This window comes from Robiginitomaculum antarcticum DSM 21748 (assembly GCF_000365025.1).
GTDB classification, from domain to species: domain Bacteria; phylum Pseudomonadota; class Alphaproteobacteria; order Caulobacterales; family Maricaulaceae; genus Robiginitomaculum; species Robiginitomaculum antarcticum.
The window spans coordinates 639,943-655,247 of record NZ_KB823011.1 but is presented as its reverse complement, the minus strand read 5'-3'; the positions used below and the strand labels follow the sequence as shown (position 1 = coordinate 655,247).

General features: G+C 51.6%; 15 protein-coding genes. 12 read left to right on the top strand and 3 right to left on the bottom strand.

From position 1 onward, the window contains the following. Together H142_RS0103280 and H142_RS0103275 are read left to right on the top strand one after the other, a co-directional pair. Positions 1-1,551 (top strand): sulfatase family protein, encoded by a 1,551-nt coding sequence (locus H142_RS0103280; protein ID WP_156811868.1) that lies wholly within the window; start codon positions 1-3, stop codon positions 1,549-1,551. 145 nt (positions 1,552-1,696) lie between these two features. Continuing rightward, complete coding sequence (locus H142_RS0103275; RefSeq protein ID WP_017930674.1) at positions 1,697-4,456, top strand: phosphoenolpyruvate carboxylase; 2,760 nt, start codon at positions 1,697-1,699, stop codon at positions 4,454-4,456. An 81-nt stretch (positions 4,457-4,537) separates the two neighbouring features. Here the strand turns inward: H142_RS0103275 and H142_RS0103270 are convergent, their stop codons facing one another. Then, positions 4,538-5,338 (bottom strand): formylglycine-generating enzyme family protein, encoded by an 801-nt coding sequence (locus H142_RS0103270; protein WP_169331795.1) that lies wholly within the window; start codon positions 5,336-5,338, stop codon positions 4,538-4,540. 590 nt (positions 5,339-5,928) lie between these two features. On the opposite strand from H142_RS0103270, the gene H142_RS0103260 reads away from it, so the two are divergent. The 4 genes from H142_RS0103260 (at position 5,929) to H142_RS14135 (ending at position 9,218) form a co-directional block, all read left to right on the top strand. Then, the gene (locus tag H142_RS0103260; protein WP_017930671.1) at positions 5,929-6,522 is read left to right on the top strand and encodes an antirestriction protein ArdA; all 594 of its coding nucleotides are present in this window, start codon (positions 5,929-5,931) and stop codon (positions 6,520-6,522) included. A gap of 199 nt (positions 6,523-6,721) precedes the next feature. Further along, a complete protein-coding gene (locus tag H142_RS0103250; RefSeq protein WP_017930669.1) occupies positions 6,722-7,192 on the top strand; it encodes a hypothetical protein in 471 nt (156 codons plus the stop codon). Next, entirely contained in the window at positions 7,189-7,428 is a 240-nt protein-coding gene (locus H142_RS0103245; RefSeq protein ID WP_017930668.1) for a hypothetical protein, read from the top strand. The genes H142_RS0103250 and H142_RS0103245 overlap by 4 nt, the downstream gene beginning before the upstream one ends. Next, on the top strand, positions 7,425-9,218 hold the full coding sequence (locus tag H142_RS14135) for a ParB/RepB/Spo0J family partition protein (protein ID WP_017930667.1): 1,794 nt from the start codon (positions 7,425-7,427) through the stop codon (positions 9,216-9,218). Before H142_RS0103245 ends, H142_RS14135 begins: the two co-directional genes overlap by 4 nt. Positions 9,219-9,291: 73 nt before the next feature. Here the strand turns inward: H142_RS14135 and H142_RS0103235 are convergent, their stop codons facing one another. Beyond that, positions 9,292-9,819, bottom strand: coding sequence for a hypothetical protein (locus H142_RS0103235; RefSeq protein WP_017930666.1), 528 nt, complete (start codon positions 9,817-9,819; stop codon positions 9,292-9,294). Positions 9,820-9,822: 3 nt separating this feature from the next. Next, entirely contained in the window at positions 9,823-10,158 is a 336-nt protein-coding gene (locus tag H142_RS0103230; RefSeq protein ID WP_156811866.1) for a hypothetical protein, read from the bottom strand. A 401-nt stretch (positions 10,159-10,559) separates the two neighbouring features. Between H142_RS0103230 and H142_RS0103220 the strand changes: the two genes are divergently transcribed. The 6 genes from H142_RS0103220 (at position 10,560) to H142_RS14125 (ending at position 15,279) form a co-directional block, all read left to right on the top strand. Then, positions 10,560-10,886: a DUF736 domain-containing protein gene (locus tag H142_RS0103220; RefSeq protein WP_017930663.1), complete on the top strand. Its 327-nt coding sequence runs from the start codon at positions 10,560-10,562 to the stop codon at positions 10,884-10,886. 197 nt (positions 10,887-11,083) lie between these two features. Beyond that, positions 11,084-11,806: a hypothetical protein gene (locus H142_RS0103215; RefSeq protein WP_017930662.1), complete on the top strand. Its 723-nt coding sequence runs from the start codon at positions 11,084-11,086 to the stop codon at positions 11,804-11,806. Positions 11,807-11,961: 155 nt separating this feature from the next. After that, positions 11,962-12,186, top strand: coding sequence for a helix-turn-helix domain-containing protein (locus tag H142_RS0103210; protein WP_017930661.1), 225 nt, complete (start codon positions 11,962-11,964; stop codon positions 12,184-12,186). Next, the gene (locus H142_RS16065) at positions 12,179-12,625 is read left to right on the top strand and encodes a DUF2840 domain-containing protein (protein WP_017930660.1); all 447 of its coding nucleotides are present in this window, start codon (positions 12,179-12,181) and stop codon (positions 12,623-12,625) included. The genes H142_RS0103210 and H142_RS16065 overlap by 8 nt, the downstream gene beginning before the upstream one ends. Continuing rightward, positions 12,618-13,163, top strand: a complete 546-nt coding sequence (locus H142_RS0103200) for a S26 family signal peptidase (RefSeq protein WP_017930659.1) — start codon at positions 12,618-12,620, stop codon at positions 13,161-13,163. Before H142_RS16065 ends, H142_RS0103200 begins: the two co-directional genes overlap by 8 nt. Before the next feature lie 361 nt (positions 13,164-13,524). Next, the gene (locus H142_RS14125; protein ID WP_017930657.1) at positions 13,525-15,279 is read left to right on the top strand and encodes a DUF3363 domain-containing protein; all 1,755 of its coding nucleotides are present in this window, start codon (positions 13,525-13,527) and stop codon (positions 15,277-15,279) included. Positions 15,280-15,305: the final 26 nt, after the last annotated feature.

Sequence of the window (15,305 nt, the reverse complement as noted above, 5' to 3'; positions counted from 1 at the left end):
ATGTATAAAGCATTAGGGGTATGTTTTTCAGTATTGCTGTGTTCAGCGTTGGTTTCTTGTCAAAATCAGACGACTGAAAGGCGGCAAATATCCGACTTAGCGAAGCCCAACATCATTATCATTTACATTGATGATTTGGGTTACGGAGACCTCGGGAGTTACGGCGCTATTGGCGTAAGAACGCCGAATGTAGATAAAATGGCCAATGGCGGCGTTCGGTTTACTGACGCTCATTCATCCGCCGCGACGTGTACGCCGTCACGCTACTCACTATTGACGGGCGAATATGCTTTCCGCAACAATGCTCGTGTTTTACCGGGTGATGCTCCGGCCCTCATACAGCCTGGTAAACCGACCTTGCCGTCTATGCTCCAAAAAGTTGGGTACACAACGGGTGTCGTGGGGAAATGGCATTTGGGGCTAGGTGATGGGAATGTCGATTGGAACGACAGCGTTAAACCAGGCCCGTTGGAAATTGGATTTGATTATTCTTTCCTTATGCCAGCAACAGGAGATCGTGTCCCTACTGTTTATCTGGAGGGGCATAAAGTTGTCGATGCCGATAGCAATGACCCTATTGTTGTCGACTACCGCAATAAAGTCGGAGAGCGCCAGACAGGCCAAGAAAACCCTGACTTGTTACGCTATGCTGCTGACCCTGGGCACAGCAAAACAATCGTTAATGGAATTTCGCGTATTGGCTATATGGGGGGCGGCGAGAAGGCTCTCTGGGTTGATGAAGAATTTCCTGATGTCTTTACCGAAAAAAGCGTCGAATTTATTCGAAAGAATAAGGATAATCCGTTCTTTCTATTTTACAGCTTCCACGACATCCATGTCCCGCGTTTGCCTCACCCAAGATTTAAAGGTCAAAGCGATATGGGGTGGCGCGGTGATGCAATTGTCCAGATGGATTGGATGACAGGGCAAATTATCAATGAGCTGGAAGTTCTTGGTATTGCTAATGAAACACTGATTATTTTTACGAGTGATAACGGTCCGATTCTGAATGATGGATACGAAGATGGTGCGGTCGAGAAACTGGGCAATCACAACCCCGGCGGTCCGTACCGTGGCGCTAAATATAGTATTTATGAGGCCGGTACACGTGTTCCCACAATAGCCTATTGGCCGGGGATGATTGATAGCCGCGTCAGCGGGGCCCTTATATCTCAAACAGACCTATATGCTTCACTGGCGGCAATACAGGGGCACGATCTCGTCGCGGGCGAGGCTGTGGATAGCCAAAATATTCTTCCTGCTTTGCTGGGCCTGACCGACAAAGCGCGCGACACATTATTTTATGAGGCTGTTGCGGCAGTGGCTCTTCGAAAGGGGAACTTAAAATATATCGCCCCAGCGCCGAAGGGCAAAAAGAACCCTAAGTTTCTCGCTCGCAAAGGCGTCGAGTCGGGACTTTCCTTTGAACCGCAGCTTTACGATTTATCCGTTGACCCCGGAGAAACGGAAAATATTGCGCCGGAAAATGCCTCTAAGGTCAAGATCCTGCAAGCCGAACTAGAAAAGCTCATGGTTGCCGGAATCCGATAATAGCCGTAATGAAATACTTCCATTTCAATAAATCAAAGTCCCTAATTCGCCTATTATCCCGATGGTCATGGCCAAATTTTTATAAGGATCTGATATCGCCCGCCGCAAAACAGAAGCTGAATGGCTCGAAACTCTATCCAGTGATTTGAAACATCATGAAAGCCGGATCGATAGCGATCCGCAGTCCAATCCAGTTAAGCTGCTGGCCTATGATATTTCAAAAGCTGTTGAAGAGCGCAGCATTGCGTTCAGAGATATTGAATCCCTTGTAAAATCCATCTCGGATGAAAGTGCAATTCGCCGGGCCCGGCGTTTGCATTACCGTGCCGGCGTTCGTCCAGAACCTGATATCAATGATATTATTCGGGTGCATGCTGTCTCAAAAGCTGAAGCGGGATTTGACGCGTTCAAATCTTGGGCCGAGTCGGCCGGGCAAGGCATCGTCTTAACGGCTCACCCGACATTTTCTCTTTCATCCGAAGTTCGCGACACGCTTGGCGAGATTGCCACGGCGGGGTCTGGCGAATGCGGGAAGCAGACAGAGCACCTAAAAACACTTCCGTTCTTGCAAAAGAGCGCTCCAACACTGCAGGAAGAACATGTCGATACACAATCGGCGATCCTGAGAATTCAACAGGCTCTTGCGAAAGTGAATGCCGTTGTTCTGGACGTCGCCGCCGAAAAATTTCCAGATCAGTGGGCCGAACTCACGCCCTGTTTGGCGAAAGTCTATAGCTGGGTCGGGTACGACATTGATGGTCGGACGGATATTGGCTGGGCAGATGCCATTCGCCTTCGTCTTTCCGAAAAGTATGAGCAACTTTGCCGATACCGTAAGTCAATCGAAGCGATTAAAACTGAACCTACCGCCGCATTAGCCGAGCTAAAAAAACGCCTAACTCACGCCTGCGAAAGCACGGAGAGGGACTTAACGCTCTTCAAAGAGGATATGCATGATCCGGAGAGCCTGATTGCTGCGGCCAATAATCTGACCCGGGATTCAGAGCGCCGTATTCGGTCAACTAAATCCCTGTATCCGCTCATAGAACAGGCGATCAAAGAAGCTGGATCGCAGAGCGTCCAGCGGGATTTGCTTGTCTTGCGCTCAAGCATACGTACGTTCGGTCTTGGCACAGCTCGGATTCATTTCCGCTTGAATTCTCGCCATGTTATCAACGGCGTGCGCGCAGCCTTTGGCATTCGCGATACGGGCAGTGATACGCGCACGCTTTTGCAGCGGGCATCAGAAATGACCCGTAAAGTGAAGCCGCTGCAAGTCAATTTTGCGGCGTTGGAGCTTGAGAAAAACACGGCTCACCAACAGATGATGCTGGTCGCGCAAATCCACAAATATATCGACGAAGAAACGCCGATCCGCATGTTAATTGCTGAGTGCGAAGATAGTCTTATTCCGCTTGGCATGTTATACCTCGCGCGGCTGTATGGTTTGCAAGATCATCTGGATATTTCGCCTTTGTTTGAAACAGCAGAAGCGCTAAATAATGGCGGGCGTATTATAAGTAAGATGCTCGATAATCCTGTGTATCGGGACTATGTGGAACGCCGCGGCGTCTTCGCGATCCAAACCGGGTTTTCGGATGCGGGCCGCTTTATGGGCCAGCTCCCGGCGACCCTAGCTATTGAGCGCTTACAATCTCACCTAGCGTCTGCGCTGGGCAAGCGCGGCCTGACGGATGTCACAGCCATTGTCTTCAACACCCACGGCGAGGGCATGGGGCGCGGCGGACATCCCGGAGACCTGAAAGACCGCATTGATTATGTGATGAGTCCTTGGGCGGTCAGTCAGTATGAAGACGCGCACGTGCCGCTCTGTCATGAAACCAGTTTTCAGGGCGGAGATGGATTTCTGTGGTTCCAAACCGACGCCTTGGCACATGCAAGTGTGGCCTCAATTATTGCCGCAAGACATGCTGATCGCTCCAAGGCGCAGGACGACCCCTTCTATACAGATAGAGATTTCTCTTGGGACGTGTTCCGTACGCTTTCAGCTGAGCAAGAAGCGCTTTATAATAATCCTGATTATGTGAATCTGTTGGGCGGATTTGGTCAAAATCTATTAGTTCCAACAGGGTCGCGGGCGGTGAAACGTGCGTCGAGTGACGGCAAAACCGAAACTTTTGACCCGAGGCAGATTCGCGCCATTCCCCACAATGCGATCTTGCAGCAATTCGGAACGCCCGCAAATGTCTTCTACGGACTTGGCCGCGCAGCCGGAATTGACCCTGAGAAGTTTTCGTCATTGATGGAAAATTCGGACCGGGCGCGGTCTCTTTTCACGCTGGCTACCACCGCATCTAAACGCGCGAACATTTCGATTTTGACGGGCTATGGCCGCTTGTTTGATCCGGGATTTTGGATCAGCCGGGCCTTGTCAGGGAATGAGCCCGCATTGTCCGAAAAATGCCTCCAAGTATCGGAAACTCTCAAAACGTCTGAATGGCGATCCCAAATAACCGATCTGGCCAACAGTCTTCGGATCGATATGTTTGAGAGTGCCCGTGTCATGGGCGTCGAGCGATCAGATGATGACCAGAACCTCAAAATTCTCCATGCTTTGCGCCTCGCCGTGATCATGAAAATGTTGATATTGGCGACAGAACTCCCTGCTTATAATGAGAACGGCGTGTCTCAACTGGATATCTTGCAACGTTTACAAAGCTTCCAAATCGATTCAATTGTGCATGATTTGCAAAGTGCTTATCCATCACAAAAGCAATCTAATGATTGGGTCGATCAACTCATTGAAAAGTCGGACGTCCAATCGTCGAAGATGGGAGGGTTCCCGCATATTGCCGAGACCGTCATCAAGCCGATGACGCGCGGAGCGGCGCTTGTTCGGCAAATTTCAATTGCAATCACCCATAGCTATGATGCATTTGGGTGAATTAGATTGCCCTGTCTGTCTTCTTATAAGTTGGTAAATTAGCACTCGTTATACAGAAGTATTGCGAAGCAACACGCATATCTAATTTGAAACCTCTTTGCTAACAGTTCTAAAACCAATGTGATTAGTCGAAAAATCACCTTCTTGGGGTTGCCTGGCAGGGGCTCTATATCGCGCGCAAAAATTTGGAGCGCACAAGAATGAACCTCCCTTTATGGCATATACTGGATTTTGGTCTTGTGGGCTATACGGGGTTTTTGTCCATTCCCAGACATTTCCGATCATGTCGTATAACCCGTAGTCATTCGGCGGATAACATCCAACAGGTGCCCGCAATTGATAACCATCTTTTAGAGTGTTCTGTATAGGAAAAGCGCCTTGCCAACTATTTGCCATCTCTTGTCCCTCGGGTGCGCGTTCGTCGCCCCAGACGAATTCCGTGGTATCATTAGCACGGGCTGCAAATTCCCATTGTCCTTCACTCGGTAGATCGCGACCCTTCCACTTGGCATAGGCTTGGGCATCTTCAAAAGATACTTGCACAACTGGTTCAAAGCCTCTGTCCTTAATAGAGGATCCTGGCCCTTCGGGAGCACGCCAGTTCGCGCCTTCAACAAATTGCCACCAATTTAGATTTTTGGCAGTCGGTTGTTTAAATACGGCCCCGCCAGCTGTATTGAATCCGGCTTGTGGTTTTTCGGCCGTTGTTACGTATCCAGTCTCTGACACAAATTTGGTAAACATCTGATTGGTTACTTCCGTCGTGTCGATGTCGAAACTGCTGAACTGAACCGACCTTTCCCTTTCTTCGGGGTAAAACATATTGCTGCCAATGATTGTCCGAGCGCCTTCTATTTGTACTGTCGTGGAAATTTTGCCCAAACAAGTTTTTGTGGTAGCTGGGGTCTTCTGAGGAGAACAGTTAGCTATGCAGATACTAAGAGCGACAATGTATAAGTACTTCATAGGTCTTCTTATATAATATCCATGAGCAAGTCTAACTAAGACAGGTTTGTTTCATGCATACCTACGCACTTTATCATCAACATTAGGACGCCTCCCTGCGAAGGCGCAGTGCCGAGCTCGCGTGAATGGAGCCTTGGCAAGCCAAGTCTCCACCTTTCGGGCTTTGATCCTTCCCTCACTGACGTTCGGCTGGCGCTCCGCTGCTCACGCTGCGGCGGTAAGCGGCGCGCGGGCGCGCCGGCATTGAAGGTGAGTTCCCATCCTCGGGGGACAGGGGGAGCGGACGACCAGTCTGCCGAAGGGCAGCCCAGCCGCAAGGGCCTTGGTGCCATGTCGTTTTGAATGCGTTTTAGCCGTCCTACCAAAGCCCTTGCGCCCGGTCTTTTTACCCTTCGCCTGTCTGGCCTCCTTGCCGCTCCCCCCGCCCCCCTGCGGGGGGAACGCGTTCGCGTCCAAGTGCTGGGCGCGGCGCGCCCAATTCTTGGGGCGGCATTGGAGACAAACCGATGACCCCGCGCCAATCCCAGACCCCGATTCCGGCCCCTTTCGTGCCATTTGGCTATTTGCCAAATTTTCACAAACCTACGGTTTCCACCATCCGAATTTATGTCGCTTGCCTTGCCGCTTATAATTGCGGCCACCTGCACGGTAGATGGATAGACGCCGCGCTTGGCGAGTCTCATATCTGGGATGAAACAAAAGCCATGCTTGCCGACTCGCCGGAGCCTGACGCCGAGGAATGGGCAATCCACGACTATGAAGGTTTTGAAGGCGCGAGCCTTTCCGAATGGGAGTCTTTCGAGAGCGTTGCGGCAATCGCCAAGTTTATTGAAGAACACGAAGAATTAGGCGGCAAACTCTTAGAGCATTACGGCTCTGACTTGAACGATGCCCGTAAAGCCCTAGAGCATTATCACGGCCAATATGAAACCCTCGAAGATTACGCGCGCGAGTGCACCGAGGATTGCGGCCCCAAAATCCCAGAGAGTCTTGAATTTTATATCGACTATAAAAGCATGAGTCGAGATTGGGAAAATTCGGGCGATATTTTCATAATTGAGACAGGCTTTGAGCAAGTCCACATTTTTGGGGCGTGGTAGTCATGGCCTGTTACCAAGTTAAACCCAGAGAAGATGGACGCGGCCCTTATCGGTGGTTGCATGTGGTCAAGACCCGCAACGGGAAAGCCCTCCGTCAGGCGTCAATATATTGCCAAATCGGCGACGACTTGAATGTCAACGAGGTCAGCCGCCTCATTGGACTATGCAGCACCGAAGGTTTTGAAATGCGCAGGGCGCAATGACCTTCGCGGAAAAATTCGAGGGCTTTGTCTGTCTTGGCGATAGCCTGTCTTGCGAGGTCGGAGCCTTTACCGTGACCGCCCGCATAGCTCATGATGATTGCGCGGACGCGCCCGACGAGCGGCAAGACGGATTTTGGCCGAGCCTGTATAAAGATGACGCGGGATTCATCGGCCCAGGAAATGGTTTTCGGGATCGTTTTGCCAAAGCTCAAGGGAAGGCCGAAGCTACCATGGCGGCTTGGACAGCGGGCGAGTGGTTTTTTTGCGGCGTTATCTTATCGGTGACCATCGGCGACATAAGCCTAACCGACCACGCCGCGAGTCTATGGGGCATTGAGGCGAATTTTCCGAATAGCGACAATGCCTATCTGACCGAGGCCGCTAATGACTTGCTCGGCGAGGCGATAATCGTGGCCAAGGCCGAACAGACGCGGCAACTCAAAATACTCTCCGAGGCCAGCGCGTGACCTTTAAACCCGAACCCACAGAGGTGGGAGAGCAGACCCTGATTGATGGCGTTTGCCCCGTGACAATGCGCGAAAAACTGACAGCCCGAACAACGCATCCGATGGTTGCTGGCCCTTCTTTAGGTCCGAACCTGAATGCGCCTCAGAAATCTTGCGACATCGGCCTTTTTGATGAGGTGGCTCGTTCGCAGATAGACCTTTGTGACCTCATCGCAAAATTGGAGACTTCCAAATGACGAAAGTAAAAACTAGAAAAACCAAAAGCCTCGCCTGTGAGGTTAAAATGCTGCCGATTGCTGATATGCACGTCAGCAAGCTAAATATGAGGTACGGCAAAAACTCGCCTAATATTGATGATATTTATCCGAGCGTATTGGATAAAGGTATCAATCAATCCATGCTTGTTCGTAAAGAAGGCAAGGGATGGGGCGTAATCGCCGGACGCCGCCGTTTATTCGCGCTCAAAAAGAAAGCCAAGGAGACAGGAGCGGCACAAATCGCGCCTTGCATAGTAATGGAGAGCGGCAACGCGAAATCAGCGCGGGAGGCCTCACTCTTGGAAAATATTGCGCGGGTTCCGGCGACAATGTTGGAGCAATTTGGGGCTTATAAAGGCCTCGCCGATAGCGGCAAAGATGTGGACGAAATTGCGCAGGTTTTTGCTATACCTGCTAAGTCGGTCAGGCGGGTTTTGGCACTTGCCAACCTTTTACCTGAAATTCTGTCTTTATTTGACGACGACAAAATTCGGCAACCTACTTTGGAAGCCTTGACCTTGGCGACGCCTGACCAACAAGCCAAATGGCTTGAACTGTTTCACGGAGAAACTTACGCCCCCCAAGGTCATAATCTCAAAGAATGGCTAACAGGCGGAGCGCAAATTAGCACGGAATGCGCTCTATTCAATGTGGCGGATTTTGACGGGACAATTATAACCGACCTCTTTGGCGAGACGGATTATTTTGCCGACCCTGATGCCTTCTGGCCTTTGCAAAACGCCGCCATTGCCACTGCCGTGAGTGAGTGGAAAGAGCAGGGATGGACTGAAATTGTCGTCTTAGAACGCGGAACGCGGTTTGACCGCTATGAGCACGGACAGCGCAGCCAAGAGCAGGGCGGGAAAATATACATTGCCACAGGCCATGACGGAACCGTTACGCCTAATATCGGCTTTATGCCCAAATCTGACATCAAGAAAATAGACGCCATTCTCGGTGTTGATAACGGCGAGGGGAGTTCCAAGTCCAAATCCTCAAAGCCAGAAATGTCCGGCCCACTGAAAGAGTATGTCGCTTTGCATCGTCATGCGGCGATACGGGCCTCATTGCTAGGCCACCCCAAGGCCGCACTTCGATTGACGGTGGCCCATATGTTTGCAGGGTCATATCTGTGGAGCGTAGCCCCGCAGCCAACCAAATCGCGCAAAGAGGCCACTACGATAAGCATTGCCAATAGCAAAGGCGCGGTAATTTTCGAGGCCGAGCGTAAGGCGGTTTATGAATTGTTGGGAGTTAAACCTTTTGACCACCCTTACAGCCCGTCCAAGCATTTGGCAGAAGGCAGCGTAGCGCAGATTTTTGCGCGGCTCTTAGAACTCGGTGACGCGGCGGTCATGCGCGTGATGGCCCTCGCTATGTGCGAAAGCTTGACCAAGGACGCGGACATCATTGAAGCAGTCACCTATGCTGTGCCAGTGGACATGACCGCGCTTTGGGAGCCTGATGATGCGTTTTTTGACATCTTGCGCGATAAGGCCGTTATCAATGCGATGGTTAAAGATATTGCCGGAAAGCGGGCGGCTGACGCCAATTTGACCGAAACAGGTAAGGTGCAAAAGGCCATTATACGGGACTGTCTGGACGTTAAAGGCTCCCGCGAAGCTCGTCCCGACTGGCGTCCTAAATGGATGCAGGTTCCGGCTACCCATTACATCGACAAGGCGACATGCCCGCCCGCAAGTGAGTGCGCTTCCTTATCAAAAGTGATGGTGACAGACGAGAAAAAGGAGACAGACAAAGCCGCCTGAATTAAGCGGTGTTCGGTGCAATAGTCTCCAAACTTGCCGAACATTTAGCCGCCTCGCAATCGCGGGGCGGCTTTTAGGGTTTGGACTCCCGCTTTTTTATAGCGGATTTGACCATTTCCAAGCATTTATCTATGCTTGCAAGGAGATTCTCAAGTTCATTTGGGTCGTTTTGGTCGGGAAGTTTGAGAATAGTATCGGCGGCGATTTGAGTTAACTGCAGCATGGAAATTGGGGCCAGCACGATATCGGGGTCAAGCGCGGGCGTATCGGTTCCGGCCTCGCAGTAGTCTTTGTCGAGCGTTATGCCGCCGCTCGGTAGCAGACTTAAATAGAGTGTCTGACTATAATCAGCTTGGCTTACCATAAGGCCTCCGGTTCGTTTAAACGCATCCGAAAAGCCGGATGTCGTCAAAACAGAGAACCGTAGGACTCTGTGCGCGGTATTTAGGCCGCACCTTTTCAGGCAAAGACCATTGGACATTACGCACCATCCGGCCAGAGCCGAATGTGCATTGATGTCCCAAGACGCGCCGGGCAGGCCGTCTACGGTTTTCAGAGGGGTTGACGATCCCCACGCGCAGATTTTGCTACGCGCGATCATTGACTAAGCGCGTTTGAGAATGAGAGCAATAGAGATAGCCGCAAATAAACCCGCCCGATTGTGTATCAGGCGGGCCGGCATGTAAGAGAAACAGCTTAGGCGCAGCGGGTTCAAGGCCATAGCCAATATCGGCACTTTTATACCTTTGATACGGCCCAGATGGGCATAGACCCTGCGGCCGCAGATATTGAGGCGCTCAAAGGCTCGGGAGATACCGTCTTTCCCTGATGTGCCGCAGGCACGGCCCCAGCCTTTGCCGTCATCATTCAAACCCCCTCTAAAGATATAGAAATCCAGCTCTTGGGACATCAGGAAGTTTCGGACGCGCCGGAGAGGCATTTGAGGCGATCATGGCCGCCCATAGCGAAAAAAAGCGTCAAAGTTGCCGGTGTCAGTCCGCGTAATACATCCAATCCCTTTGGGCATGTAGTTTTAATCGTCGGTTCCATTTGTCAGATGCGCCGCGCCCAATCCCCTTGCTGTCACCCTTAAATGAGCAGGCGGCTCGCCGCCTTTCAACCGCTCCAGACACACTAATTTCCTCTTGGGCCTAAAAAGAGAAGGCCCAATTCATCGCGACACAAATTAGCGTCTCTTACGGGTGCGAACGCGCAGTGCGCGTTCGGCCTGCTTTATGATTTGATTCTATTGAAGGCGTGATAGGCGGCGGGCCGCCCGCTTCCATTTGGTTGTCAGCAAGGGGATTGGCCCCGACGCGGCAAACAAATGGAGACTAAACTATGTCCAAAGCAATCGGATATATCACAAAAACTGACACCGGAAACTTCGAAGGCCTGTTAGCGATGGGCGTCAATGAACGCATCAAAATCGTCGCCAATGAGTCCAAAACGCCGAAGTCCCAGGAGCCGGATTACCGGATCTTCGGAGAGCGTTTAAACGAAGTCGGCGCAGGCTGGAACCGCGTCGGTGAAACCTCAGGGAAAGATTATATCTCCCTGACCTTTGAACACCCCAATATCAGCGACCGCAGGGTCTATGCTAATCTGGGCCGGGTCAAAGGCACTAAAGAGAAGAAATTCGCGATGGTCTGGAACCCCCGCGCCTAAGCGGTTTCTCTTAAATACCCCCGCCCGATGCACTATCGGGCGGGTTTTTTGTGGTTATATCCATGGCGCATATCTTGCAGATTATCATGGTAGAGGCACTGTTTTGATGCTAGTTTTTGGTGTAAAGGAGTGTTTTGCCTTATAAAATTTCACCGTGGAATACGTTTCCATCCTCTTCCTGGGAGGTCGTGCGGCGCGTGGAGTCTTATAAGAAACTTTACGCAAAAACAGCGCCTATAGACTTGCTGGCCGCCCAATTATCAGATGACGCCGTGCAATTAACAGCGCTCAAACTCTACCCAGAATTTGAAAAATACGGGCTTTTATTTCCGGCAAACCCGGAGCTTTCCGCTGTTGATGCCAATGTGTTTTGGCACCCTGATCATTTTAGTTCCGCGGTGAGGTTCCATGTTCTTGAGGTAGCATCCGTTCGGCCTGAAGCGAGGCCCATCAAGCTGTCGGATTATCCAGCCAAACGCTCCTATTTTAAGGGCGCAGACGGCTCTTATCATGCCCGGTTTCTAGGCGCAGGGTTTTGGTTTCAGCTGCATTGTGATGATTTGGATTTAGGAAGTGAGGATGTCTATATCGGGCTTGAGTTTAATCATGCCAAGGGCCGTGAAAAGCGGCTTAAAACCGCCGCTCTAATCTTTGGAATTCTTGATGGATCACTGCCCGCCCGCACGAATATTCACACGCCAAAACGGGCCGATTTGCACCGAAGCGCGGCGCTGGTTTACGATATTCGCAGCTCTGGCGGGTCATGGAAAGACGCCATAGAGGCCCATTTTGGGAAAAAATACTTGATTAAAAATCCCGATAAATTTGAGTATGCGCGAACCATTGTTCGCAATCATTATTTGCGTGCCGAATCCCAGTTACGCGGGCAATTTTTAAAGATTTTAAACCAGACTAGATAAGCCCGTTCACACTCCAAATGAGCTTATTTTAGATGAGCGGTTATTTTTGAGGGTGCAAGTTTAACCATATACAACCCCGTAAAAATATGCCCCGAATCACTTAATGGCAGGGATATCAGGCCCCTGCAAAGACAGAAACTGACTGGGAGGTGGACATGGGCCGTGTTTTGAAATGCCCATTTGTGGATGTTAAGGAGGCTGCAAAATTTCTTCATCTGAAACAAAACACACTGCAGAATATGAGATGGAACGGGCAGGGGCCAAAATACAGAAAACATGGGCGCAAAGTCGTCTATCACCGGGATGAATTGAAGCAGTGGTCATTGCGCCGCGAAGAAGAAACGCAGCCGCGCGGTAAAAAAGCCTCCCAAAATGTCTGATGCTTGCACCATAGTCACCGAGCATTTTGTTCGCGGTGTTTGCAATCACCGGCTCAGGTTTGGCGGTGGCCAAACAATAATTGAGCGTCCAAGCGGAATTAAAATACACAGCTTTCGGCCTTTTGCGACATTTGGAATGGTGCGGTGGACGCGCAACGATCACGGTACAATTCTCTGGAATCTATATATTTGTGAAACCCAAAAAACGGGGCGACTGACTGAAATGCCTGGCGTCTATCCCGGCGCTGAACTGCTGCTGCGATCACGCGGCACGAAGGCCACGCGCCGCTTGCTGGCGCGTTTGACGAAGCTGGAAAAGCGAGTGGGTAGTGACCTCGCCGTCGTCCCGGCCAGCTATTGGCGGCAGTATCATCATACGGAAATTTGCAGGGATGACCCGCCCCAGATAAGTCAATATTTGGCACAGAACAATGCTTAGAAATTCGCTTATTGCCATGATTATTACGGGCGCAATTGTCGTGACAACAGCTCAAATTGCTTTTCCGCCTAAACCTTTTTTGCTCTACAATCCTAGTCCCAGTGCGCCCATTGGGTTTTATAGATTGCGCAAGAATAATATGCCCGGTCTTAATTCTCAGGTCGCGGCTTACGCGCCGGAATGGGCGCGCAAACTGGCCGATGAGCGCGGATATTTGCCCTATGATTACCCCCTCATAAAGACGGTTTGGGCCGTCGAAGGGGATGAGATTTGCTATCATAAAAACGGGGTGAGCGTCCCAAAGCATGCTGATATCTCCCGGCAGTCGCAGGATGCTTTGGGGCGCGACATGCCGGCTCAGTCGGGGTGTATTACCTTAAAATTGGGCGAATATTTTCTTGTCTCGCCGGATGTGCAGACCGGGTTTGATAGCCGTTATTTTGGGCCTGTTACGCTCGAGAATATCCTCGGAGAAGTGGAATATCTCGGGACATCAATATCCGCTAAGTCCGGTAAAATGGGGGAATTAGGGGGGTGAGGTTAGATTGGTGGATATTGCAAGATAAAAGGGCTGGGCCTGTCAGCCCTAAGCCATTGTCTGCACATCGTTTTTTAGGGGCCACCGTTTTGAGTGGTGACCCAGGCTGTTGCTTAAGAACCCCTATAGCAGCGGGGATTACGGGCGGGCCACCTGCGAAAATTCGCAGATTTAGCAGGATTACAGGTCAATGAGCGGGCGCGGCGATGATCCCTTCAATGTGAAGCTTGGAAAAATTTTTGCGCCGAATGGCACTGGACAGTTCTTAAGTCTGGCCGGGCGCGTCAGGCACGCGGCAAGGAGTTCGTCCAAAAAGCGCGGGGGCGGAAGCCGCTCGAGGTTCGCGCCAAGAGCTGAAGAAATGTTTGTCAGGCGCATTGTTGTGAAAGTCAGCCTAGTCAAAAACGGCGCCGCGCAAACTGCCAGTCTTAATCATCACCTGGACTATATTGAGAGAGACGGCGCTGGGCGGGATGAGAGCAAGGGCATTCTCTATGGCGACGACGGCATATCCCCGGATAAATCAGGCTTTGCAGAGACCCTGAAAGACGACCGTCATTACTTCAAAATTATCGTCTCGCCCGAGGACAGTAAGGACATGCTCAGCCTCACCGGGTTCACCCGTGATTTTATGCGCCACATGGAGAGCGATCTTGAAACGCGGCTAGAATGGGTCGCCGCTGATCATTACGACACTTCGGTGCCGCATACCCATATTGTTTTAAGAGGCAAGACGGCGGACGGGAAAGATCTCGTCATCCCGCGGGCTTATATCTCGCGGGGGATGCGGGAACTTGCTGCCGAACTCGTAACAAAAGAGCTCGGCTATATTCGGCAAATGGACGCCGCCATGAAATTGGCCGCTATGGTTCCTGAAAAGCGGTTCACATTATTGGACAAGAGTTTTGTGACCCAAGCCAAAGATAACGTCCTTGATTTGTCGGCAGGGCCGGACGCCGGGTCAGAGGCCATTTGGCGTCTGGATATGGGACGGCTCAAACGGCTTGGAGAAATGGGGCTGGTAGAGAAAACCGGGCGGCGCATTTGGAAGCTAGATGAGGGGTTTGAGCGCACCTTGCGGCGCATGGGCGAGCGCGGCGATATTATCCGGACGTATCAGCGCGCCATGACGGAGGCTAAACTTACCCGCCAAGTTCACAGCGATGAAATTTACGATCCCTTTGATGCCAAGGCGCAGACCGTGACTGGCAGGGTGGTGAAAACCGGCCTCCGCGATGATGTGAGTGACCGCAGCTATATGGTGCTCGATTGCACTAGTGGCGAGGCGCTTTATGTGGATACAGGCGGGGCGTCTAATATCGAGGGCGTTGCGCCGGGGATGACTGTTCAGGCAAAACCAAAATCGATCACGCCCAGGCCGTCCGATTATACGATCGATACCATCGCTCACAGAAGCGGCGGGCGTTACAGCGTGGCCGCGCATATGGAGACGGATAAAGAAGCGCGGCCTCAGTTCATCGAAGCTCATATAAGACGGCTTGAAGCCATGCGGCGCGCGGGCCATGCCGAGCGCGAAAAGGACGGAACCTGGACTGTGCCGCCAGACTATTTGAAACGGGCCGCGCGCTTTGAAAAGTCAAAAGCCTTGGCGGGTCCAGTGGACGTTCGCATAGTGAGCGGCAGCCCGCTTAAAAAACTAGCCGAAATGATGGGCCGGACATGGCTGGATGAGCAGTTAGTGCTTCCAAGCGGGTCTGACGCGCCTGAGGGGTTCGGCCAAGACGTAGAAACCGCCAAAACCCTGCGCCGTAAATTCCTATTGGATGAGGCGGTCATCAGCGCGCTCAGCGAGCCTATCACGTCCGAGCATTTACAAACCCTAGAAGCCCGCGATGTGGCGGACGCCGCGAGTGACATATCAAGCGATATGGGTAAGCCGTTCGCAGAGATGCCAGCCAGCGGCAAAATCTCCGGAACATATGTCAAAGCGGTTAACCGGCCGAGCGGGCGTTACGGTGTTATCGAGCGGTCAAAAGATTTTACCCTCGTGCCGTGGCGCGAGACGCTGGAGCGCAATCCAGGCCGCTCTGTCACAGGGGATATTAGCGGGCACAGTATTTCCTGGACGCTCACAAAGGGGCGGGAGATTTCTTGAATGCTACGTAATGGAGGAACGATAAT

What these genes read in the sequence shown, in the direction of transcription:
- H142_RS0103280 (WP_156811868.1), top strand. Translation starts at nt 1, where the DNA reads ATGTATAAAGCATTAGGGGTATGTTTTTCAGTATTGCTGTGTTCAGCG.
- H142_RS0103260 (WP_017930671.1), top strand. Translation starts at nt 5,929, where the DNA reads ATGACCCCGCGCCAATCCCAGACCCCGATTCCGGCCCCTTTCGTGCCA.
- H142_RS0103250 (WP_017930669.1), top strand. Translation starts at nt 6,722, where the DNA reads ATGACCTTCGCGGAAAAATTCGAGGGCTTTGTCTGTCTTGGCGATAGC.
- H142_RS14135 (WP_017930667.1), top strand. Translation starts at nt 7,425, where the DNA reads ATGACGAAAGTAAAAACTAGAAAAACCAAAAGCCTCGCCTGTGAGGTT.
- H142_RS0103235 (WP_017930666.1), bottom strand. Translation starts at nt 9,819, where the DNA reads ATGATCGCGCGTAGCAAAATCTGCGCGTGGGGATCGTCAACCCCTCTG.
- H142_RS0103230 (WP_156811866.1), bottom strand. Translation starts at nt 10,158, where the DNA reads ATGCCTCTCCGGCGCGTCCGAAACTTCCTGATGTCCCAAGAGCTGGAT.
- H142_RS0103220 (WP_017930663.1), top strand. Translation starts at nt 10,560, where the DNA reads ATGTCCAAAGCAATCGGATATATCACAAAAACTGACACCGGAAACTTC.
- H142_RS0103210 (WP_017930661.1), top strand. Translation starts at nt 11,962, where the DNA reads ATGGGCCGTGTTTTGAAATGCCCATTTGTGGATGTTAAGGAGGCTGCA.
- H142_RS16065 (WP_017930660.1), top strand. Translation starts at nt 12,179, where the DNA reads ATGTCTGATGCTTGCACCATAGTCACCGAGCATTTTGTTCGCGGTGTT.
- H142_RS0103200 (WP_017930659.1), top strand. Translation starts at nt 12,618, where the DNA reads ATGCTTAGAAATTCGCTTATTGCCATGATTATTACGGGCGCAATTGTC.
- H142_RS14125 (WP_017930657.1), top strand. Translation starts at nt 13,525, where the DNA reads ATGTTTGTCAGGCGCATTGTTGTGAAAGTCAGCCTAGTCAAAAACGGC.